The organism is Candidatus Zixiibacteriota bacterium, from assembly GCA_034003725.1.
Taxonomy (GTDB): domain Bacteria; phylum Zixibacteria; class MSB-5A5; order GN15; family FEB-12; genus WJMS01.
In genome coordinates this window covers 130,359-151,489 of the sequence record JAVEYB010000004.1, presented here as the reverse complement: position 1 = coordinate 151,489, position 21,131 = coordinate 130,359, and the positions used below count along the sequence as shown (strand labels likewise).

15 protein-coding genes are annotated in these 21,131 nt (G+C 59.0%); 7 read left to right on the top strand and 8 right to left on the bottom strand.

What is annotated here, in order from left to right:
• Positions 1-2: 2 nt before the first annotated feature.
• The 8 genes from trpD to RBT76_06720 form a co-directional block, all read right to left on the bottom strand.
• Positions 3-1,028 (bottom strand): anthranilate phosphoribosyltransferase, encoded by a 1,026-nt coding sequence (gene trpD, locus RBT76_06755; protein ID MDX9857471.1) that lies wholly within the window; start codon positions 1,026-1,028, stop codon positions 3-5.
• Positions 1,025-1,597, bottom strand: a complete 573-nt coding sequence (locus RBT76_06750; GenBank protein MDX9857470.1) for an aminodeoxychorismate/anthranilate synthase component II — start codon at positions 1,595-1,597, stop codon at positions 1,025-1,027. Before RBT76_06750 ends, trpD begins: the two co-directional genes overlap by 4 nt.
• Complete coding sequence (gene trpE, locus RBT76_06745; protein ID MDX9857469.1) at positions 1,597-3,057, bottom strand: anthranilate synthase component I; 1,461 nt, start codon at positions 3,055-3,057, stop codon at positions 1,597-1,599. The genes RBT76_06750 and trpE overlap by 1 nt, the downstream gene beginning before the upstream one ends.
• Before the next feature lie 394 nt (positions 3,058-3,451).
• Positions 3,452-5,431, bottom strand: coding sequence for a CHRD domain-containing protein (locus RBT76_06740; protein MDX9857468.1), 1,980 nt, complete (start codon positions 5,429-5,431; stop codon positions 3,452-3,454).
• A gap of 470 nt (positions 5,432-5,901) precedes the next feature.
• On the bottom strand, positions 5,902-7,299 hold the full coding sequence (locus RBT76_06735; GenBank protein MDX9857467.1) for a S8 family serine peptidase: 1,398 nt from the start codon (positions 7,297-7,299) through the stop codon (positions 5,902-5,904).
• Positions 7,300-7,311: 12 nt separating this feature from the next.
• Positions 7,312-10,038, bottom strand: coding sequence for a CHAT domain-containing tetratricopeptide repeat protein (locus RBT76_06730; GenBank protein MDX9857466.1), 2,727 nt, complete (start codon positions 10,036-10,038; stop codon positions 7,312-7,314).
• A complete protein-coding gene (locus RBT76_06725) occupies positions 10,017-10,589 on the bottom strand; it encodes a hypothetical protein (GenBank protein MDX9857465.1) in 573 nt (190 codons plus the stop codon). Before RBT76_06725 ends, RBT76_06730 begins: the two co-directional genes overlap by 22 nt.
• A 33-nt stretch (positions 10,590-10,622) precedes the next feature.
• Complete coding sequence (locus RBT76_06720) at positions 10,623-11,243, bottom strand: sigma-70 family RNA polymerase sigma factor (GenBank protein ID MDX9857464.1); 621 nt, start codon at positions 11,241-11,243, stop codon at positions 10,623-10,625.
• Between the two features lie 852 nt (positions 11,244-12,095).
• Here RBT76_06720 and RBT76_06715 point away from each other — a divergent pair.
• The 7 genes from RBT76_06715 (at position 12,096) to egtB (ending at position 21,129) form a co-directional block, all read left to right on the top strand.
• Entirely contained in the window at positions 12,096-12,863 is a 768-nt protein-coding gene (locus tag RBT76_06715) for an SDR family oxidoreductase (GenBank protein ID MDX9857463.1), read from the top strand.
• Positions 12,864-13,087: 224 nt separating this feature from the next.
• Positions 13,088-14,002: a cysteine synthase A gene (gene cysK / locus RBT76_06710; protein MDX9857462.1), complete on the top strand. Its 915-nt coding sequence runs from the start codon at positions 13,088-13,090 to the stop codon at positions 14,000-14,002.
• 35 nt (positions 14,003-14,037) lie between these two features.
• Positions 14,038-14,613 (top strand): serine O-acetyltransferase EpsC, encoded by a 576-nt coding sequence (gene epsC, locus RBT76_06705; protein MDX9857461.1) that lies wholly within the window; start codon positions 14,038-14,040, stop codon positions 14,611-14,613.
• Positions 14,614-14,767: 154 nt separating this feature from the next.
• Positions 14,768-16,948 (top strand): protein-disulfide reductase DsbD family protein, encoded by a 2,181-nt coding sequence (locus RBT76_06700; protein ID MDX9857460.1) that lies wholly within the window; start codon positions 14,768-14,770, stop codon positions 16,946-16,948.
• Positions 16,949-17,009: 61 nt separating this feature from the next.
• Positions 17,010-17,681 carry a thioredoxin family protein gene (locus RBT76_06695; protein ID MDX9857459.1) on the top strand — a complete coding sequence of 224 codons (672 nt, stop codon included), beginning with the start codon at positions 17,010-17,012 and terminating at the stop codon, positions 17,679-17,681.
• Between the two features lie 168 nt (positions 17,682-17,849).
• Positions 17,850-19,586, top strand: a complete 1,737-nt coding sequence (locus tag RBT76_06690; GenBank protein MDX9857458.1) for a hypothetical protein — start codon at positions 17,850-17,852, stop codon at positions 19,584-19,586.
• 250 nt (positions 19,587-19,836) lie between these two features.
• Positions 19,837-21,129, top strand: a complete 1,293-nt coding sequence (gene egtB, locus RBT76_06685; protein ID MDX9857457.1) for an ergothioneine biosynthesis protein EgtB — start codon at positions 19,837-19,839, stop codon at positions 21,127-21,129.
• The last annotated feature ends 2 nt before the right edge of the window (positions 21,130-21,131 follow it).

The following is a 21,131-nucleotide window of genomic DNA, read 5'->3' as shown; positions in this document are numbered from 1 at the left end:
TCTCATGCAGCACGATGCACCCGATTGGTGAAGGTTACGAATCTGTTCAGGGTTTCGCCGGCGGCTCCCGATTCAATTGTCTCTCGCGCGATGGCAATCCCCTCGGGGAGGCTGTCAGCGGCACCCGCGCAAAACAGTCCGAGGGCAGCGTTCAGCACGACAGTGTCAAGCGCCGGTCCCGGTTCGCCCGCAAGCACTCGCCGCGTGATCTCGGCGTTGTCAACCGCGTCGCCACCGCGCAGTGATTCGGCCGAGCAAGGCTGGAAGCCGAGTTGCCTCGGATCAATGTCAAACGTGCGCACCGTCCCGCATTCGAATGTCGAGACTCGATTTGTGCCGCAGGTGGCCAATTCATCGAGTCCATGTGAGTTATAAACGACGAACACCCTCTGCAAGCCCAGCGCTGATGCCGCTTGGGCCAGTAGTTCGGTGTACGCGGGATCGAAGACCCCGATGATTTGATGTGACGCTGCCGCCGGGTTGGTTAGCGGGCCCAGCAGGTTGAATACCGTGCGGAAGCCAAGCTCGCGACGAACCGGAGCGATAGCACGCATTGCCGGATGCAGGCTCGGCGCATAGAGAAATCCGATGCCGACCCGGTTGATACAGGCCGCTACCTGGTCGGGCGAGAGATCGAGCCGGGCGCCGAGCGCCTCGAGAACGTCCGCACTGCCCGAACGGCTTGAGATACTCCGATTGCCATGTTTGGCCACCCTGAGGCCCGCCGCGGCGAGAACGAACGCGACAGTCGTTGAAATGTTGAAGGTTCCCGTACCGTCACCGCCGGTCCCGCAGGTGTCTACTACGCGTGCGTGAGAATGCGGTATCGGTGTGACATGGCTGCGCATCACCCGGGCAGCGCCTACCAGTTCCTCCACAGACTCGCCCTTGATACGCAGGGCAGTGAGAAACGAAGCGGCCTGGACGGCGGTTACAGCGCCGTCGATAATACCCTCGATCGCTGCCTGCGTGTCTTCGCAGCTCAGGTCTTCACCCTCGAGCAGCCGCTTGATAGCCTCTGATATCATGAGTAGCTCCTCGTCAGGAAATTCTTCATCAAGAGCCGTCCGTGTTCGGTAAGAATCGACTCGGGATGGAATTGCACACCGAAGACCGGGCGGTCCTTGAGTTGCAGTCCCATGACTTCGCCATCAGACGTGTACGCGGTTACTTCGCAGTGCTCCGGGAGTGTCGACTCCTCGACAATCAGGGAGTGGTATCGGGTAGCGTCGAACGGGCTTGATAGACCCTGAAAAAGGCCTCGAGCATGGTGGTAGATCGGCGATACCTTGCCGTGCATGAGGCGGTCGGCGCGCCGCACCGTGCCGCCGTTGACTTGCGCGAGGCATTGGTGACCCAGGCAGACGCCGAGAATTGGGGTGGTCGCAGAGAAGTGCCGGATAGCATCCATTGAAATACCCGCACTGTCGGGATTGCCCGGGCCGGGTGAGACGATGAGGTAGCGGGGGGCGAGCGCTTCCAGGTCTTCGATAGACACACTGTCGTTGCGAACCACCGTCACTTCGGCGCCAAGTTCGCCTACATGCTGAACGAGGTTGTAGGTAAACGAATCGTAGTTATCAATCAGGACGACCATCAGAAACCCTCCTCTGCCGCCGCGATCGCACGTTGCAGGGCGGCCAGCTTGTGCCGTGTCTCGTCGAACTCGCGCTCGGGAACGGAGTCAGCGACTATGCCCGCCCCCGCCTGGAGATGATAAAGCGAGCCTTGCATGACTATCGTGCGTATCGCTATGCACCAGTCCATGTCTCCTGACAGAGAGAAGTATCCGACTGCCCCTGCGTAGGGTCCGCGCTGCTGCATCTCCAATTCCTCAATGAGTTGCATCGCCCTGATCTTCGGAGCGCCGGTGACAGTCCCGGCCGGGAATGCCGCGCGGAACAGGTCAAATTGGTCCAGCGAGTCGCGCAGCATACCTTTCACGGTTGAGGTCATGTGCATTACGTGGGAGAACCGCTCAATCTCCATGAACTCGCTGACCCGTACGGATCCGACCGTACAGCACCGGCCAAGATCGTTTCGACCGAGGTCAACCAGCATAACGTGTTCGGCGCGTTCTTTCTCGTCCGACAGGAGTTCCGCCGCCATGCGGTGGTCTTCTTCGGCGGATTCTCCGCGGGGCCGCGTTCCGGCAATCGGGCGGACAGTTGCTTCGCGTCCGGACAGCGTGACCAGCGCTTCCGGCGACGAGCCGATGAGCTTCGTGTCTCCAAAATCGAGATAAAACAGGTACGGAGACGGGTTGAGCATACGGAGAGCGCGGTAAATGGTAAACGAGTCGGCGTCGGTATGGCCGGTAAGCCGTCGGGACAGCACCAACTGATAAACCTCGCCCGCGCTTATGTACTCTTTTATGCGTTCCACGGCGGCACAAAATGCCGGTTTCGTGAATTCCGACTGCGGTTCGACCCCCGCGGCCACGCCGCGAATCGGAGAGTGGCTGAGCGGTTTGCGCAGGGCCGCTGCAAGACTTTCAAGGCGGGCCTGGGCTCTGTCGGATTCATCACATTCCGACAACGTTATAAGTCGAAGGCGATGCTGTACGTGATCGAATACGAGCAGCGTCTCGACCAAATACAGCATGGCACTCGGCAGCCCGAGATTATCAGGTCTGAGTTCGGGGATTCTTTCAATGGAACGGACCACATCATAGCCGATATAGCCTACCAGGCCGCCGAGCAGCGGAGGAAGGCTCTGATCGTCGCGCGGGGCATATGAACCGAGCAGAGATTTGAGACAGGCGAGTGGATCCTGTCGGACGACGTCGGCCGGGATGAGTGATACCCCCTGTGGCCGTTCAATAGCAGCGCCGGCGGTACTGATCGTGACTTTCGTGTCCGGCGCGATGCCGATAAACGAATACCTTCCGAGTTGAACGCCGCGTTCGACTGATTCGAGCAGGATTTTGGCCCCATGCCCCCTCAGCTTGAGAAACGCCGTGACGGGCGTCTCGAGATCAGCAGGCATATCCAGCGACCGGATGGACATTGGGCGCTTGCCGAGCGCCGAAGCGGCCGGATGTGGGTTTACCGTCATAATCGTCCTTTCAAAAAAAAGAGCCCGCTGTCAGGTGCCTGACAGCGGGCTCGTGTTGGTGTCTTTTGGTTTCGCGTTTAGCGCGTACTCAAGACGCACCCAGGGCCACGATCAGGCACACGGGTATCACGATACCACCACCAATAGCGGTTGATCTGTGAGTTGTATCGTGCCATGATCGTTCCGATGGATTACTTTCTCTTATGTGTCCTGCTTGATTGCTGATATAGTATACTGCAATAGTCCATTTTGTCAATACCCTAAGTTTAGCCCCAGAGTAGATTTTCGTCCCTGCGTGCAGCACAAAAGATCGACGACCGCCCTTCGGTAAAGGGCGGTCGTTCGACCGAGGTACCCTGTCATGCCGGTAGATCATACCGGTGACGAGGACGCGTTATTCGCAGGCCGGGTCGCAGGGGGCAGGTGATGGCCCGCCGAGGAAGAGGAAGTTCACAAGGTAAATCAAGTCGGAGAGATCGACGTTGCAGCCGACATCGCCGTTGGTGTTGGCGGATGCCACGCACGTTGGCGATGGTCCGCCGAGGAACAGAAAGTTCACCAGGTAAATGAGGTCCGACAAGTCAACCGCTCCGCCCGCGTCGTCATTGATGTTTCCGGTGTTTCCTGTGCAGCAGGCAGTGCCGGTCGCAGTTGCTATCTGTCCCCTGATCTCTCCGTCAGGAAACGTGGCCGACGTAACGGTTAGATTTAGTTCTCCCCTGAGGTAACCGCTGACATCTGAAGACGACAGATGAAGTACGTCCGCGATGCTCGACGACGCCCCGAGCGAGAAAAGGGCGGGACCGTCGATACACGGGAAGCCGAGTTCGACCGCCACATCGGTGGCGCCTCCGACATCGTGGGTCCCGACGACAGTGAGCTGCCGCCCCTCAGGTTTAAGTACCACCGAGACCGTTCCTGTGGCCGAGCTTCCAGTGCCCGCGCACAGGTTGGCCTGGGACTCATCGAGGCCCACGTTCAGTGAGGTCGGTGCCTGAAGGAGCTGCCCGCGAATCTCTCCCGACGGAAAGGCCGTGGAGTGGATATTAATGTAGAGGTCGCCCGCAAGCAGGTTGGCGATATCGGTCGGAGTCAGGGGCCAGGTTTCGTTGATGGGACTGATTGAACTGGAGAAGGCAAAGACGGGAGGTCCCTCGACTCCCGGCGCGCCCAGATGGACATGCCCGTCGATAGCCGAGGCAATGTCGTGCTCCACCAGAATCGACATCGATTCCTGATCCGCGCTCAAATCGCAGATCGCGTACCCCGTTGCGCTGCTGCCGGTCCCGGCTCCACCGTTGGCCTCCGACTCCGTGAGTCGGAATGCAAAGCGGGCAACTTCACGACGTACCTGCCCGCGGATTTCGCCGGTCAGAAACGTGTTGGAGTGGACATTGACGTAGAGTTCTTCGTTGAAGAGCTCCTTTATATGCGTAGTATCGAGCGTCCAGGTCCCGGTGATCGGGCTCGTGAAGCTAGTGAACCCAAACCGTACCGGCCCCTCGACCCCCGGGGCACCGATGTGAACGTGGGCATCAATCGGCGATGCAACGTCGTGCCCGATCACGAAAGACATCTCCGTGGCGTCCGCTGACAGCACCGCCTCGCCGAACCCCGTAGCGAAACTTCCCGTTCCGGAACCGCCGTCCGCCTGGCTCTCATCGAGGTTAAACAGGAAGCGGATGTCGTCCTGTATGATTTGCCCGCGAATCTCACCATCGCCGAATGTACTCGAGTGCACGTTGACGTACAGGTCCCCATCGAACAAGTCCTGAACGTCCGCGGGCGTCAAGCTCCAGGTGTCGCTTATTGGACTGGCCGGCGAAGAAAATCCAAATGCTACCGGCCCAGAGACACAAGGTGCGCCGCGATGGACGTGCGCCAGAGTAGGTGACGAAACGTCGTGAACAATATACAACGAAAGCTCGGTCGAGTCGGGGCTCAGAACCGCAAGTCCGTATCCGCGTGCCGTGCTGCCCGTTCCGGCACAGGCATCGGCCTGCGATTGGCCGAGAACAAACGCAAACCGAGTCGGCTCGGCGGGTACGGCCATGAAGATGGTATCGATCATGGTCGTTGGATGGACGCTGCACAGATACGGAAACGGTCCCGGACCGTCGCCGGCCGTGAACACGACGTCGAAGGACCCGGACAGAATCCCCGAGTCCCATTGTTTCGGGGAACTGGGCATCGATGTCGTCGTATGCACGCCGCTTACCAGTACCCACCGGACGGTGTCGCCCGGGTTCACTGTCGTTTTGGTGGGGTTGAAGAAAAAGTTGCCAACTTGAACGGTGTGAATGGTCGCCCGGACCGGTACGGATACACAGAGCAGCGCGGCTGCCGTCGCGAGAGCACGTAACCTTCGATTCATCGTCACTCCCTCCCATGGTTGTTGACTGGATGACAGGAGAATTTCAGAAGACAGAGAAACGGCAACCGTGTTTCGTGCAGAAAAAGTACATTATATGGATAGTTTGAATCCATAAATGCTCATGTATCCACGGATGGAATAGGGTGCGGGAAGCATATGTTGACATCGGCCGCAGGGGCGCAAGCCCTGCGCCAACGAAAAGTCCGGCGGCGCCGTACAAACGCAAAAAGCGAAATTGGCTGAGGTTCCCAATCCCGCTTTGCGTCCACCGCCGGAGCGCGTCGGTGGAATCCCCTTAGCGATTAACGGGGGAGGCTTTATGCGTGTAATCAATCAGGTCGCAGAAAGTTCCTTTTGCGGGTTCTGAACCGCACTTTGTGCTGCGATATCTACTGTTAGACGATCATTGCCGAATCTTTGATACAACAATCTGCGGTGCGCTCGAGGACCACAAAGTGACCCGGTGAGGTTCACCTGCTCTCTGGGCAGGCCGGGTCCGGACCTCCCAGAAACAGGTAGTTGATCAGGTAAACAGCGTCATTCAGATCAACCTCGGCGGTTCCGTCTACGTCCCCAATCGAAAGAGCGGTCGGTGATGGGCCGCCAAGGAACAAATAGTTGATGAAGGCCGTAAGGTCGGACAGGTCCGGCCCGTTCCCATCCTCGTTGAAGTCTCCACACATAGCGGGCGCGACCTCGAGAACCGCCGCCGGCGGGTTAATCAGGCCGCTGCCCAGCTCTCCAGCGTATTCGGGGTTGAGCGAGTCGAGCGAGACGGAGGTACCGACAATGGCATCACGGACTTCATTCCAGGTGGCGGCCGGGCGGGCAGCAAACAACAGCGCCGCCTGTCCCGAGACGAACGGGGCGGCGAAGCTCGTGCCGTTCCACCACGCGAACAACGAATCATCGTACGGAGCATAGACGTGCGCGCCCGGCGCGCAGACATCGACCTTGCCGCCATAGCTTGAAAACGCCGTTTTGAGATTGTTCGAATCGACAGCGGCCACTGACAACACATAAGAGTCACTGGCCGGGAACCGATCGACCTCTGTTGAGTCGTTGCCGGCCGCGGCGATGACCATTACCTCGTGGGCGCGGGCGTATTCGATGGCGTGGTCGACACTGCTATGAACTCCCGACATAACCATGCTCAGGTTGATGACCTTGCACTGTGCGTTAACGGCTGTCAAGATTGCCCGGGCGATCGTGAATCCGTCGCCTCGTCCGGCCGTATCGAGAACACGGTAAGATGCAATTCCCGCTTCCGGCGCCACGAGGCGGATAACGCCTGCGATGAACGTACCGTGGCCGCTGGCGCTCCCTCCGGGTTCGTCATGTGCTACCGGGTCCTCATCCACAAAATCAAAGCCGGTGACCGTTGCGCCCAGCAGCACGGGATGGTTGGCGTTCACGCCGACATCAACAACGGCGACCGTCACGCCTGCTCCCGAACTCAGGGAGTGGGCCGAGGCAAGATCAACCTGAGCGGCGGCAGTCTGACCATTGAAGGTCCCGGTTCTGTCAAAATCGATGAACGGTTGGCTCCCCTGAACGGGCTCCGGGGCCGCGAGGATGTAGTTTGGTTCACAGTAAACGACGTACGGTTCCGAGGCGATTACAGCCGCAAGACTTTCGGCATCCAGTTCGGGTGGGGCAAGGAGCAGGTAGCTGCTGATACCGGGCAGAAATGACTCCGACGTCGTACCGTACCCAACATTTATGGTGTCGATATATACGGAATTGGTGACTCTGCAAACCAGCTGGCCGGCCACATACTCCGTTTCTTCAGCTCCGACGTCCGACGACGAGATAATCAAGAGCACACATATACTGACGACAAATTGCAGCGTGCGGGCGGATAGCATCGATTCGGCTCCTTAGCAACCGGCTCCGAAGACGGAGAAGGCGGCCCAATGATAAACTGATGGGTATGCTTCCATAACAGCGTTGTTGGCAAAATGTGCCGACTCGGTAATTGGATGGCCGGTGAAATAGCGACTGTAGAAGGCCTCCATCCAGAGTGCAGTCGACCGGTCGGCTACCGGCCAGTGTCCGGCGACCACGTTGCGCGCTCCCATCTCCAGAAAGGAGCGCACCAGCCCGGTGGCTTCTTCCCCCGGCAGTGCCACGTGAGCGCCGGACTGACAGGCCGCGAGCGTTACCAAGCCCACCGCGGCGTTTCGGAGTCTCAAGTCGGCGGCGAATAACGGCCCGTCGGCCAGCCGAAGTGACGAGTAGAACGGATTTTCCCGATTCAGCACGGCGTGGCCGGAGTAGTGCCAGAGTTGGGCCCGTTCCGTCTCGGGCCAATCGGTCCGACGGCACGGGTCGTAGCGATAAACCTCCGTGCCGACAAGTCTCGACAGCCGGTCCAGCTCGTCCCGCGCCGCGGGAAGATCATCCGAGGGTCCCGCTAAAAGCAGGACGCGGGAGGATCGTGGGGAGACACCACGAGCCCGAACATGGTGGCGAAGGCTGGGAGAAAGAATGATCTCAAAACAGTCGCCAAGCGGGGCACTGTCCAATCTTACCGCTGCCCAGGGGATGTTCGACAACTCGCCTTCCGGCAACATCAAGAGACGGCGGTTGCCGTTAGGCAGCTGGAGTGGTCTGATCAGCCATTCGCCGAGCTCGTCGAGCATCCGATGTTCATCGCGGATGGGCGTGGAATCACCAAGCACGTCGGCGAGCGCCGCTGATTCAAGGACGAACCGCCATTGTGCCACCCATCGCTGCAAGCGAGTCCGCGCGCCGGGAAATCGAACGGAACGCACATTTGACGACTCGTGAATAAACGCGAGGATATCTCTTGAGCCGATATGCCACTGGACGATCGGCTGAAGTTGCGCGATTGCGCCGAACTGAACGGCGAGGTTGTTGAGGCTGCTGTCATCCGCGGAATCATCGCGCTCCACCTCCAGAAGATCCTGCCGGACTCGCCGTTGAAGTTCTTTCACCAGCGGCGAATTCTGAACTGAGGTCACGCTTCGTTCACCACTTCCCGGGATCTGTTGCGACAGTGCAGCCACCTGACCGGCAAGTTCGCTGAGGGACCGTGATACTCGTTCACGGGCTTCCGTCAGAGCGGACCCGTCCAGCGGCGGCGCCCAGATTCCGGCGGTCTTGAGACGTTCCGACCAGACAGCGGCTTCAAGCGGAGACGATGTCGCCTCGGCGTCGACCAGGCGCTTGTGCGGGCTGTCAATGTCCTTGCCGAACGATGTTCGCAGTTCGATTGGTGGAAGCTGTGCTCGTACAAGATCGAGCCGATCGGCGGCCCGGGTCCAGTGTTCTATGGCGCTGCCCGGCGAGTTTCTGGCTTTCAAATCACCCAGCGCCGTCTGCCAGGCCGCATAGAAGTGCGGAACCTGCTGGGCGGCTTTGTTTCGACTCAGCCGTCGCAAGGCGGATCGGGAACGCGGCGCATCCCGCAGGGACTGCAAATCGCAGACCGCCTGCCACAGGGGAAGTTGCGCGCGGGCAAACAGTCGCTGCGCCGTGCCGAGTTCCTGCCGGCGGACTTTCGGCGTTCGTGTCGCCTGTGCGCTCAACAGATGAACGGCACCGAGAAAACCGTGGTTGTTGTCCCTGCGAAACGCAGCGCGAGCCCGCCTCAGAGCGTGCCGGCTCTCGTCATTATTTCCCAGCACCAACGCCGCTCTCGCCCGATAGTAAGCAGCTTTGGCACGTTCATATCGAATGCCAAGGTCGGCGAACCGCTCTTCGGCGAGTTCAGCCATGTCGCGAGCGTCCTGGAACAGGTTGAGGTTCAGATAGACCTCCGCACGGTCGAGAATGCAGGAGGCGATGCGAAGTGGGACGCCGATTCGCTCGTAAGCGGTCTCGCACGTTTGCAGTTCCCGCAACGCGACATGAAACCGCCCCTGCAGCATGTGGAGCCAGGAGATACCCCACCGTGCGTCGACGGCATCAAGTTCATGATTGTGTCTGCGATAAATGCGCTCCGACTCTTCGTATAGCGACTCGGCATCGTGGAAAAGGAACAGTTGCACCAGCGTATTGGCGCGATTGAACAGACAGCGCGCAGCCGACAGCTCGTCGCTCTGATTCACGAAAAACTCGGCCGCCTCCTGGTACAGCCGACCCGCATCGCGATGACGATCCTGGCGGTGCAGCAGGTTTGCGTAGTTGACCTTGGTTTTTGCGACTTCTGCCTGCAAACCGAGGCTTCGAAACGTGCGCAGGGCCAGCCGGGCGCGCCGCCGCGACTCCTCAAACCGGCCCAGATACATGTACACGTCAATCAGTGTACGATCGATCCGCCCACGCGAGAGCGAATCGCGGACCGCCAGTGCTCGGGCGGCGAGATAGGCCCGTTCGGCCTCGGCATACCGCCCGCTCATCAGCGCCGCGCGGGCTCGTGCCCGGTGTGCAGACAGCAACAGCGAGCCGGGGCGACCTGAAGCTTTACGGACTATCGCCCGGGCGATTTCCAGGGCGGTTGGCAGCGAGCGTTGCACTTCCCCGAGGATGTAGCGATCAAGCGCCTCGGCGGCCGCTCGCTCCGTGGCCGAATCCGGAAGCGCTCCGGTGGTCACGAAATGCCGAAGGATCGGGTCTGCTATGACGAGGGCGGAGTCCACGAGAGTTGGGTTACCTCAACACGAAGAGATCCGGATTGCAGGACCAGTTGTTCGGGAGGCTGTGATGCTGCCCAAAGGAAGAACCCGTGGTCATCAGAGCTTACGATCTGCGTCCCCGCGACAAGCTTCCATGACTCGGGCCGTGCTTCAACGTCGGACACACGAGCAACAAACTGCCATCCCGAGGGGTCGCGTTCCGCACGGAGATCGAGACGGACTTCATCTGCCTCGAACCGCAACCGGCGTTCGTCTGCGGCCGCACCACGCACCTGTACGGCGGGAGTTGCCGTCCACGAATCGAAGGTCAGGCGGCCCGCCAGCCGACGAAGGGGAGATTGCTTTTCAGGCTGCTCGGCGATTGCGATCGCCCGTCGAGTCCACTCGGACGGCGGAAGGGGCAGCCTGAGCTCACCCGCCAGACGGAACTGCGTCAGCAATTCGTACAGCAGACGACAATCCTCGCACCCGCTAAAGTGGTCGGCGAGGCCGAGACTGCCGGACTTAACTGCTTCGATGATCTGTTTTCGACTCGGGTGTTTGTCGATGCTCATCCACTGGTTCCCAGGTTTCTGCTCATCTTTGACTTACAGTGTCCGATCGACGCCGTTTCGTGCATCGAGGTAGCCCAATTTTTCCAGAATCCTGCGGAGACGGTCGAGGCAGCGACGGCGGGCAGGACCGAGCGCATTGGTCGATAATCCAACCTGCCCGGCGATATCCTCGTAAGAAAGTCTTTCATCCGCGAAGAACATGAGATCCATAAGCCGGCGGCACCTCAAGTCAAGCTGCTCCAGCGCCGCCTCCAAATGGGCCTGCCGCTCGGTCCGTATCAGGGCGTCGTCGGCCAGATCCGCAGAATCGACCGGGTCGGAAACGGAGTCCATTGGCATGTCGCGGTCGGAACGGCGCTTTAAGCGAAGTGCCTCCCGCTTGGCCGTGGTGATCAGCCATGCGGAAAGGCGGGAGGGATCCTGAATGGAGTTCCGATTGCGGTGTAACAAGACCCAGGTCTGCTGGAAGCAGTCTGAAACGTCCGCCAGGGATAATCCCGCTCGATTTGCCACCGTGTAGACCAGTGTCTGGTACCGTCGCACCAGGATGTTCCACGCCGCCGTATTCCCGTCAAGGATTTGCTGCCAGAGTTCGGAGTCGGACAACGGCTCACGGTTGTCGGAGTCACCTTTGGCGTGGCAAATATCGGTCATCAAGTATTCCGTTTCGCGTGCTAGGGATTGGCAGCGCCTCGTCCGACGCAGGTCTGGCCAGGGGCTACGACATTATACAAGATGATCCTTTATTGGACAAGACCGGGCTCGTTTGTCCAATATCGCTTGCGAAAGTTCGCAAATTCTGTTGTAGAAGCCTCTCAAATGTACGTATCTTCATGCAGACAAGGTGGGGGCACCAGATCGCAGACGGGGGTTTGCTCTTTGGCAGCATGAACGCCCGTTTTTCTTTTGTGGCAGGTTCTTACGTGTCAAATATTGTTATTGACAAAATATGACACGACCCCATTTCTTGGATCCGTATGAGCCATTAAGACTTCGACCGGCCGGGTGGGTTACTTCGCTGGGTTTCTGCCCCCCTCCCAGCTTCCTGCCCGCCGGTCTTATTATTTCTGCCGTGAAAACACACCCGACTTGACCGGTTTTGACAGATTCTCTACACTGCGGTAATCGAATTATGAACGGCTGTCGGTGGGGGTGTTGTGTTCGATTCATCCAATTCGACAGGCTATTCCGTTGAGATAGAATCTCACTTTGCGGACCATCCGTCCAGCAAAGAGTCGGCGTGTGGGCTCTCGCGCCCGCGCGAGTCCCGACGAGATCACCGGCGGCACCTCTGCCGGCCTTGTGTCTGCATTCAGTATCTACATTGCGGTAATCTGAGGCCCTTCACGAAGGGTGACGTCCACAACACGCGCGATCGCAATCGATACAAACGGCCGGCTTTTCAACGCATGATTCCGCTCGTCGCAAGCTCATATACAATGACACGCGGTAGTGCTCGAAGCTGCCGGAGTTCCGAATTCTTTCGACACGTGTGGCTAACGCTCGATGAAAGGAGATGACCTGATGTTGCTGGAAGGGAGAAACGTTGTAGTAACTGGATCGAGCCGGGGGATAGGCGCAGCGACCGCCCGGCTTGCAGCCCGTCACGGCGCGCGGGTGGTGGTGAACTACCGAACCAATCGCGAGGCTGCCGAGAGGGTCGTGTCACAAATCATTGCCGATGGTGGTACCGCAGTGACAGTGCAGGCCGACGTCACGATTCCAGATGAAGTCGGACTCCTGGCGCGGACTGCTGCACAAAAACTGGGGCCGATCGACTCGCTGGTTATCAATGCCGCGATCCAGTTTCGCATCGCGCCGTTTCTGGACTATCCGTGGGAGGATTTTGCATCGAAACTGAACGGCGAGTTGTCGGCGGCCTTTCACTGTTTCAAGGAATTCGTCCCCTCGATGCTGGAGCTGGGGAGGGGATCAATCGTGGCCGTGTCCAGCGGTCTGTCCAAACATCCCGGGGAAGGGTTCTGCGCGCACAGCGCTGCGAAAGCCGGACTGAACGCCTTGGTCCGCGCGGTGGCCTCGGAATTGGCTCCGCGCGGCATTCGCGTGAATACCGTATCGCCCGGGCTGACGGACACCGATGCCACCGCGTTCATGCCGGCCGAACGCAAGAACATGATGGCTGCCATTACGCCCCTTCGGCGTATCGCACGACCGGACGATATCGCAGGAATGGTGATCGTGCTGCTGTCTGATTTGGCCGTGTTTAACACCGGTGCATACGTCCCGGTCGACGGCGGTATGACCATGCTCTGACCGATCGGGCGTCGCAATTTTATTGCAGGCGGACGCAAGTCAATTGCGTGACTAACCGAGCGGCGTAATGGAGGCGCCGGTGTCGAAAAAGGAACCATGCCACCGGGTGGTTCTGTTTCTAACATCACCGGTCTGCCGGTGAAAACCGGGCTTCCAACTGGGGAGGTCTGGGCGGGGCTATCGAAAAAGCCGCCGATTCCGATAGAGAACAGTGAGGTTATCCCATGCGATTCAACAACGTACTCGAAGCTATCGGCCGGACGCCGCTGATTCGTCTCAATCGACTCACCGGGCCGGAAGACGCCACTGTATATGCCAAGATGGAGGCGTTCAACCCCGGCGGCTCGGTTAAAGACCGGATAGGCGCCGCGATGATTACAGCGGCCGAGCGGTCCGGCGCGCTCAGGCCGGGGATGACAATTGTCGAACCGACCTCAGGCAATACCGGCATTGCGCTGGCGATGGCAGCTGCCGCGAGAGGATATCGCTGCGTCTTAATCATGCCCGAATCGATGAGCGTCGAGCGGCGAGCGCTCATGAAAATATTCGGCGCCGAACTGATTCTGACTCCCGCCGCGGAGGGTATGAAGGGGGCCATCGCCAAAGCGAACGAACTGTCGGCGAAGGACGACTGGTTTCAACCCTTCCAGTTTTCGAATCCGGCGAATCCCATGATCCACGCTCACACGACCGGACCTGAAATCGTCGCTGATCTTGGGGATATACATCTTGACGCATACGTGGCAGGTGTCGGCACCGGTGGAACGATCAGCGGCGGGGGGCGGATACTGAAAGATCGCTATGGCTGTCTTGTGGTGGCGGTGGAACCGGATGCGTCGCCGGTGTTATCCGGCGGTCAGCCCGGACCGCACCCGTTGCAGGGTATAGGAGCGGGGTTCGTTCCTGACAATTACGACCGCTCGATCGTTGACCGGATTATCCGGGTGCCGAACGAGGACGCCCTTCGGACCGCGAGAAAGCTGGCTTCTATGGAAGGCCTGCTGTCCGGGATCTCCTCCGGCGCGATCGTGTGGGCGGCGCTTCAGGTCGCCAGAGAGATGGGAAAGGGAAAGACGATCGTGACCTTTGTTTGTGATACCGGGGAGCGGTACGTATCTACGCCGCTCTTCACCGAATAGCCGCAACTTTCGCCGGGAGAGTGACAATACATCGTATGTGGGCGGTCCTGCAAGACATCAAGGCGACATACCGGAACGACCCGGCGTGCCGTAATATCGAATTCCTGCTGTATCCGGGATTCCACGCCGTCACGTTCCATCGTTTTATACATCTGTTATGGAAGCTCAAGATACCCTTTATTCCACGCCTCTTGTCGGAGATCAACCGCTTCCTGACCGGCCTGGAGATCCACCCCGGTGCGCAGATCGGGCCGGGTCTGTTCGTCGACCACGGCATGGGGGTTGTGATCGGTGAGACAACGGTGATCGGCCGCGATTGTGTCCTGTTTCACAACGTAACTCTCGGTGGTACGGGCAAGCACGTCGGTAAGCGTCACCCAACCATAGGTGACAACGTCTTCATCGGTACAGGAGCGATACTCCTGGGTCCCATCACCGTCGGCTCCAACGCCAAAATCGGAGCCAACAGCTTCATCGTCATGTGCGATGTCCCCCCGGATTGTACGGTCGCCGGTACGCCGGCACGGATAATCAAGCGCGACGGTTTTCGCACCGATGAGGAGTTGCCGCGCACGCGGTACCGCGAGCTTGCCGAGCCAAGCGACAACTGACCACCAGCCGCCTCCTGGACCCCCACCCTCGATACGCTCTAATGAAGCCGACATTGCCCGTCTGCAAAGAATTTGGAACAGAGTGCCCGCCTGACCGTTTAAGATAGCATTGACCGGGCTTATCCAACTTGCAGTTTAGAGAGCCAATTACTCTATGATTTTCCAGTCCCTGTCCGGATTGTTCGCCCCGTCTCTGCGCCTGTCCAACGGCGTCATAGCCGCTTCGCTTGTCGTACTGCTGATTGCAGCCGGTGCGGTGAATCTTCGCGGAGAGCCGATCCGCGTGGGGCACGTCAGGGCAGAGCTAATCAGTGAGACGGAGTCGATCCAACCGGGGCGCCCATTCTGGACTGGTCTGCGCCTGGTGATGGACGAGCACTGGCATGTTTATTGGCGCAATCCCGGTGACGCGGGTCTGCCTCCGACCATTTCCTGGAACCTGCCGGACGGGTTTGTCTCCGGTCCGATACAGTGGCCCTATCCGGAACGATTTGAAACCGGACCCCTCACAAGTTATGGCTACCACGGGGAGATCCTTCTGCCCGTGTTGATCACGCCGCCCGCTGATCTTCAGGCGGGACGTGAAGTGACGCTGCGAGCCACGGTCGACTGGCTGGTATGTCGTGAGGCCTGTATTCCCGGGGGGGCCGAGCTCAGTTTGACGATCCCGGTTGATCGTCAGACCCCACACGTGAATGCTTCGGTTGCCGAGTCGTTCAATCACACACGCGCATTGCTTCCCGTGGACTTGCCGGATTGGGGGATAAGCGGCACCGTCGATGACTCGCTCATCACGATCAGTCTGAGGCCACCTCAGTGGTACAACGATTCGCTGGCAGACGTCTATTTTTATCCGTTCGAAAAAGGGATTATCTACAACGCCGGACAGCAGGTGCTGCGCCGTACGAGCACAAACTACGAGCTGTCAGTTCCGCGTTTCCGCAATTCAACATCGGCGCCGGAACGTATTACCGGTATCTTGTTTACCGAGAGCGGATGGCGCGGCAGCGGTTCGGAGAAGGCGATCATTGTCGATTCTCCCGTCGGTAGTCCGCCTGCCACGGCGGCGGCGAAGTCGGAATCAGGCGGTGTCTGGAGGGCTCTGGTGTTCGCGTTTCTGGGGGGAATTATCCTGAACCTGATGCCGTGCGTTCTACCCGTGCTCTCGCTGAAGGTACTGGGGTTTGTCAATAAGGCCGGGAACAGCACGAGATCTGCATTCGGCCACGGACTGGTTTTCAGCGCGGGCGTACTCGTATCGTTCTGGATTCTGGCCGGGGCGCTTCTGATCCTCAGAGCGGGTGGCGAAAACCTTGGTTGGGGATTTCAGCTGCAGTCCCCGGTGTTTCTGGTTGTTCTCTCGTCATTCATCTTTTTGTTCGCATTGTCTCTTCTGGGAGTATTCGAGATCGGAACGTCGTTGACATCGGTCGCGACCGTCGGCAAATCCGGCGGATGGACCGGCTCATTTCTCAACGGCGTTACCGCCACCGTGGTAGCGACGCCCTGTACGGCGCCGTTTATGGGATCGGCGCTCGGCTTTTCTCTCTCACAGCCGGGTTGGGTCGCAATGCTCGTGTTTACGGCCCTCGCGGTCGGCATGGCCTCGCCGTACCTGATTCTATCCGCGTCACCTCGCTTGCTCAAATTCCTTCCGCGCCCGGGTCGTTGGATGGAAACCTTTAAACAGGTCATGGGATTCGTATTGTTGGCCACGGTCATATGGCTGGTATGGGTGCTCGGTCTACAAGCAGGAGCAAATGCGACCGCCGTGCTCATGCTCGCGTTGCTCTTGATAGGCGTGGGCGGATGGGTATTCGGGCGGTGGGGAACGATCGCCGTCCCGATGCCGCGTCGGGGAGTTGCGTATCTTTCGAGTGCGCTGCTGCTGGTCGGGGGCTTGGCTGTCGGCTTGACGGGTGTATCGCGATTCGCGGTGACACCGTCCCGGTCGCAGCTGGTCGAAATGGGCGAAGACTTCGTGTGGGAGCCGTACACGCCCGAGCGTTACCGTCAAGCGGTCGAGTCGGGCACCCCCGTATTTATCGATTTCACCGCTGCGTGGTGTCTGAGCTGCCAGGTAAACGAGAAAGTGGCCCTGGACGTCGAAGAAGTTCAGCGGACGTTCGCGGAGAAGGGCGTGGTGACACTGAAAGCCGACTGGACGTCGCGCGATGACAGCATCACGCAGGCGCTGGCCCGCTACGGGCGCAACAGCGTACCCCTGTATGTTCTGTACGAGGGAAACGGAAAGACCGAGCCTCGGATACTGCCGGAGATTATTACCCCCGGCATCGTTCTGGAGGCCTTGGCTGCGATAAAGATCAAAGGGTGACGCCGTCGATGATTGACTGCGAACCCGTGCGACAACCATATCAGACGGAGATGTGCGATTCATGAGAAAGACAACATGCTTGCTGTTCGGCGCCGTGGCGCTGAGTGCGTTGGTAGGGTGTTCGGCGGAGGCCGGTAAGAACGACGCGACAGAGAAGACGGCGGCGCCACAGGAGACGAGCGCGACCCCTGCGGTTGCGACAATCGACCAACCCGCACCGGCGTTTACGCTCACCGACACCGAAGGTACGGTGCACTCGCTGTCCGATTTCAAGGGGAAATACGTCGTCCTCGAGTGGATCAACTTCGACTGTCCCTTCGTGGTGAAACACTACTCGTCAGGCAACATGCAGTCTCTGCAGAAGAAGTACATGGAATCAGGCGTCGTATGGTTGACAATCTGTTCGTCGGCGCCGGGCAAGCAGGGATATTTCGAGGGGGAAGAGCTGGCCAGCCGGATGGAGGCAGAGGAGTGGATGGGTACGGCGTATCTGGCTGATCCCACCGGTGCAGTCGGCAAGGCGTACGGCGCCACGAACACGCCGCACATGTACGTAATCAGTCCGGAAGGAATGTTGATCTATGCCGGGGCAATCGACGACACGCCGTCGACCAAAACCGCCGACATCCCGACCTCTGCCAATTACGTTGTTGCAGCGCTCGACGCAGTTGTGGCCGGTCAGCCGGTGGCGACCAAGGCGACAGCCGCGTACGGCTGCGCGGTGAAGTACTAGTTCGCACACCGCGTGAAGATTGTGAGCCCGGCGAGTTACTCTCGCCGGGTTTTTTTTGCCTTTGGATGTAGAGGAGAATAGAGTCGTCACATTATTGACACCATGCGCTCAAGGACCTACCTTGTCGGTGACAGGGGATGTCGTTAGCCACCTTTCCGGGAGGGTGTGATGGCGCCGTTTATTCGATTGACAGTTGTGGTTCTGCTCGCCGGTACGGTCGGTTTCGCGCAGCCGGATAGCGGCGCCCGCCGCACAGCTACGTTTACGATTCTCACATCAGCAACCCGAGAGCATGAGCCCGAGCCGCAAGTGTACATGGTGGAGGCGGATGAGGGCGCGCGGCTGGTATGGTGGGAGATCATGGATACACTGCAGATCAAGAGCTATCGTCCCAGGTTGATCTTCAACGGGTATCTATCCGACGGATCGGTGGAGATTGAGATGAAAGTGTGGACGGAGCTGCAGATCATAGGTATTGATGGGGGAGACGTCCTTGATCAGAGTTGCGTCAATCCGCGAGTGGACACACTGGCTCCATTGGATACCGCACTTTTTCTATGTGCGGGAAACGTCTGGATTAAGGTCGTTCCTCAGTTGACACAGGAATACCGAGCCGACTGGCAGTGGTCGGACGGATGCTATTGGGTGAGAGTGACTGATACCCTTCCCCCGATCGACAGCATCATTACCAGAGCGCAATATGCGCCGGAAGGTTGGCTGCGCTCGCGGCAGAGCTTTCGCGTGATGCCGTTCGGTCGCCCGCAGCGAGAGGGAGTACACACGGAGTGGTCCGGTCCCGGCAGGCTGGAGTCGGAGGTCACCTATCATCACGATCAACCCGACGGGCGTATGGCCACCTATTGGCCCAACGGACAAATCAAGATCGAACAGTATGTGCGAGGTCAGGTTCGCGACGGCACTTATCGCTACTGGCACTACGACGGGTCGTTTGGAGGCGAGTCGATTTTCGACGATGGTACGGGAGTCCTTAAGCAGCACTACGCCGACGGCACACCGATGATCGAGCGGCCGTTCGTCGACGGTAACGAACACGGTCGGTTTCGAGAGTGGTATCCCAACGGTGTGCAGTCTATGGAGGGAGAACACGAGCACGGTACGTCGGTGGGTGTATATCGCAATTGGTTCCCCAACGGTCAGACCTATAACTTGGAGGTTTACGAGGGCGGCAAAACGGTTGCGGAGACGTTGTGGTACGACGACGGTCAGCTTCAATTCGCGTTCAGTAGCGTTCGCTTTCCCAACACCACCTGTGAGTGGTTTGAGAACGGTCAGATGAGGCTGTTGGAAGTCCGGGATTCATCGGGACACCGCACAAGCCGTTCCGAGTGGTACAGAAACGGCGATCCGAAGCTTGAGGCGACCTACGACGGAGGCATGTCTCCGGCAACGATGCGCGAATGGTACGAGGACGGTACCCTCAAAGAGATCAGGTCGATCGACGTCGATAGTCTTGCGCGATACCATGCGACCTACCACCCGGACGGCCGGATTCAGCGTGAGGAGATCGACAGCCTGCAAAGCCGCGTCATAGTTGTTCGGGGCTGGTTTTCCAACGGCAATCCCGACTTCTCATTTACGCACAATCTCCGCATCGGCGAAAACCGGGGTATCACCTATTATGAACGGGATGGCTCGATCCGCTGCGAAGGCGAGTGGCCGACCGACGACACCGGCGGGGCGGTGTACTATCTGCCGGACAATGCAGGAAGACTGGTCGGTCCTATCTCGAACTGGGAATGGTGGGAGGGGCATTGGGTTCGTCTGGACAGTACCGAACACGTTATCGGCCAAGCGTGGTATCGCGATGGGGAACTCACACGCGCCACAGATTCATCTCTGTTCACGCCGTATCTAAAGCCTCCTGTACGAGTGATTCCTCAGTAGTCGTTTGCGGCGACTGTATCACTTTCTCTATTTCCGGAGAACCTCGTTCGATTCTCGGCGTTACTACTCTTATAGCCGTGTATCTCGCTGCCGGGCACGGGCAGCGTGATTTCATCGCTTGATGGACAGCCGGCTCCCACCGGCTTGACATCGCCTCCGCAACATGTATATTAATGGTCTATGTTTCGGCAACAAATCCCGACTCTCAGGTTGGCCCGGTGACCGGATTGACGGGAGTGGAGAAGATCCCGTGAAAACTATCGAGAACCCGGCCGCCCTCAGTCGAAGCCAGTTGACCAGCCGCTATAATGCGGTTCGCCAGTTTACCGAGCAGTTGTGCCGACCGCTGGCAACTGAAGACTACGTCGTCCAGCCGATCGAAGATGTTTCGCCGCCCAAATGGCACCTCGCTCATACTACCTGGTTTTTCGAGCAGGTTGTACTCGAACGGTTTGTACCCGCCTACCGTCGGTATCACGATACATTTTACTTCATTTTCAATTCGTATTACCAGGCGTTTGGTGATCGCGCCAGTCGCGACCTGCGAGGGACCCTGTCGCGCCCGACAGTAGAGCAGGTATACGCCTACCGGGCCGCGATCGACCGACGGGTCCGGGACCTCATTGAGTCGATTCCAGAGGACAAGCTAAGCGATGTGGCTGCACTCATCGAACTCGGATTACACCACGAACAGCAGCATCAGGAACTGCTTGTGACTGACATCAAATACATTTTTGCGAGCAACCCACTGTTGCCGCTGTACACCGAGCGCCGACTTCCCACCGTCGGCTCCGCGCCGCCGGCCGAATACGTGGATTTTACCGGTGGCACCCGGGAAATAGGCTGCGACGGCGCTGACTTTGCCTACGATTGCGAGGGACCTCGCCATACGGTTTATGTCGCCCCGTTCTCATTAATGAATCGTCTGGTAACATGCGGCGAATATTTGGACTTCATGGAAGATGGGGGATATACCAATCCCGATCTCTGGCTGTCCAACGGCTGGGACGTCATCACGTCTCGGGGATGGAGAGCGCCGCTGTTCTGGGTGGAAGCAAACGGCGGTTGGCAGATCATAACGATGTCCGGTATTCGCGAGGTGTCGCCCGCCGAGCCGGTGTGCCACGTGTGCCATTATGAAGCGGAAGCCTACGCCCGGTGGGCGGGGAAGCGACTTCCCACTGAAGCGGAGTGGGAGGTCGCGGCGCAATCTATCGACGACAAGGCCTACATCGGGAATTTCGTCGAGGAGAAGTACTTCCACCCGGCCCCGGCCGGAACGTTCGCGGAGAATCACGCGCTTCGTCAAATGTTTGGTGATGTGTGGGAGTGGACGTCGTCGGCGTTTCTTCCGTATCCCGGCTATCGTCGGGAACCGGGAGCGCTCGGCGAATACAACGGCAAGTTCATGAACGATCAAACGGTGCTTCGGGGCGGTTCCTGTGCCACGTCGCGCAGCCACCTCCGACCGACCTACCGCAACTTCTTTCAATCGGACCGACGCTGGCAGTTTACGGGCTTCCGGCTGGCAGCCGACGCATAAAT

Bases quoted from the DNA above. Each gene is read 5' to 3' on its own strand.
- RBT76_06735 (MDX9857467.1), bottom strand. From the start codon at position 7,299: ATGCTATCCGCCCGCACGCTGCAATTTGTCGTCAGTATATGTGTGCTC.
- RBT76_06715 (MDX9857463.1), top strand. From the start codon at position 12,096: ATGAAAGGAGATGACCTGATGTTGCTGGAAGGGAGAAACGTTGTAGTA.
- RBT76_06695 (MDX9857459.1), top strand. From the start codon at position 17,010: ATGAGAAAGACAACATGCTTGCTGTTCGGCGCCGTGGCGCTGAGTGCG.
- RBT76_06725 (MDX9857465.1), bottom strand. From the start codon at position 10,589: ATGAGCATCGACAAACACCCGAGTCGAAAACAGATCATCGAAGCAGTT.
- epsC (MDX9857461.1), top strand. From the start codon at position 14,038: ATGTGGGCGGTCCTGCAAGACATCAAGGCGACATACCGGAACGACCCG.
- RBT76_06700 (MDX9857460.1), top strand. From the start codon at position 14,768: ATGATTTTCCAGTCCCTGTCCGGATTGTTCGCCCCGTCTCTGCGCCTG.
- RBT76_06690 (MDX9857458.1), top strand. From the start codon at position 17,850: ATGGCGCCGTTTATTCGATTGACAGTTGTGGTTCTGCTCGCCGGTACG.
- RBT76_06750 (MDX9857470.1), bottom strand. From the start codon at position 1,597: ATGGTCGTCCTGATTGATAACTACGATTCGTTTACCTACAACCTCGTT.
- RBT76_06720 (MDX9857464.1), bottom strand. From the start codon at position 11,243: ATGACCGATATTTGCCACGCCAAAGGTGACTCCGACAACCGTGAGCCG.
- trpD (MDX9857471.1), bottom strand. From the start codon at position 1,028: ATGATATCAGAGGCTATCAAGCGGCTGCTCGAGGGTGAAGACCTGAGC.
- RBT76_06740 (MDX9857468.1), bottom strand. From the start codon at position 5,431: ATGAATCGAAGGTTACGTGCTCTCGCGACGGCAGCCGCGCTGCTCTGT.
- trpE (MDX9857469.1), bottom strand. From the start codon at position 3,057: ATGACGGTAAACCCACATCCGGCCGCTTCGGCGCTCGGCAAGCGCCCA.
- cysK (MDX9857462.1), top strand. From the start codon at position 13,088: ATGCGATTCAACAACGTACTCGAAGCTATCGGCCGGACGCCGCTGATT.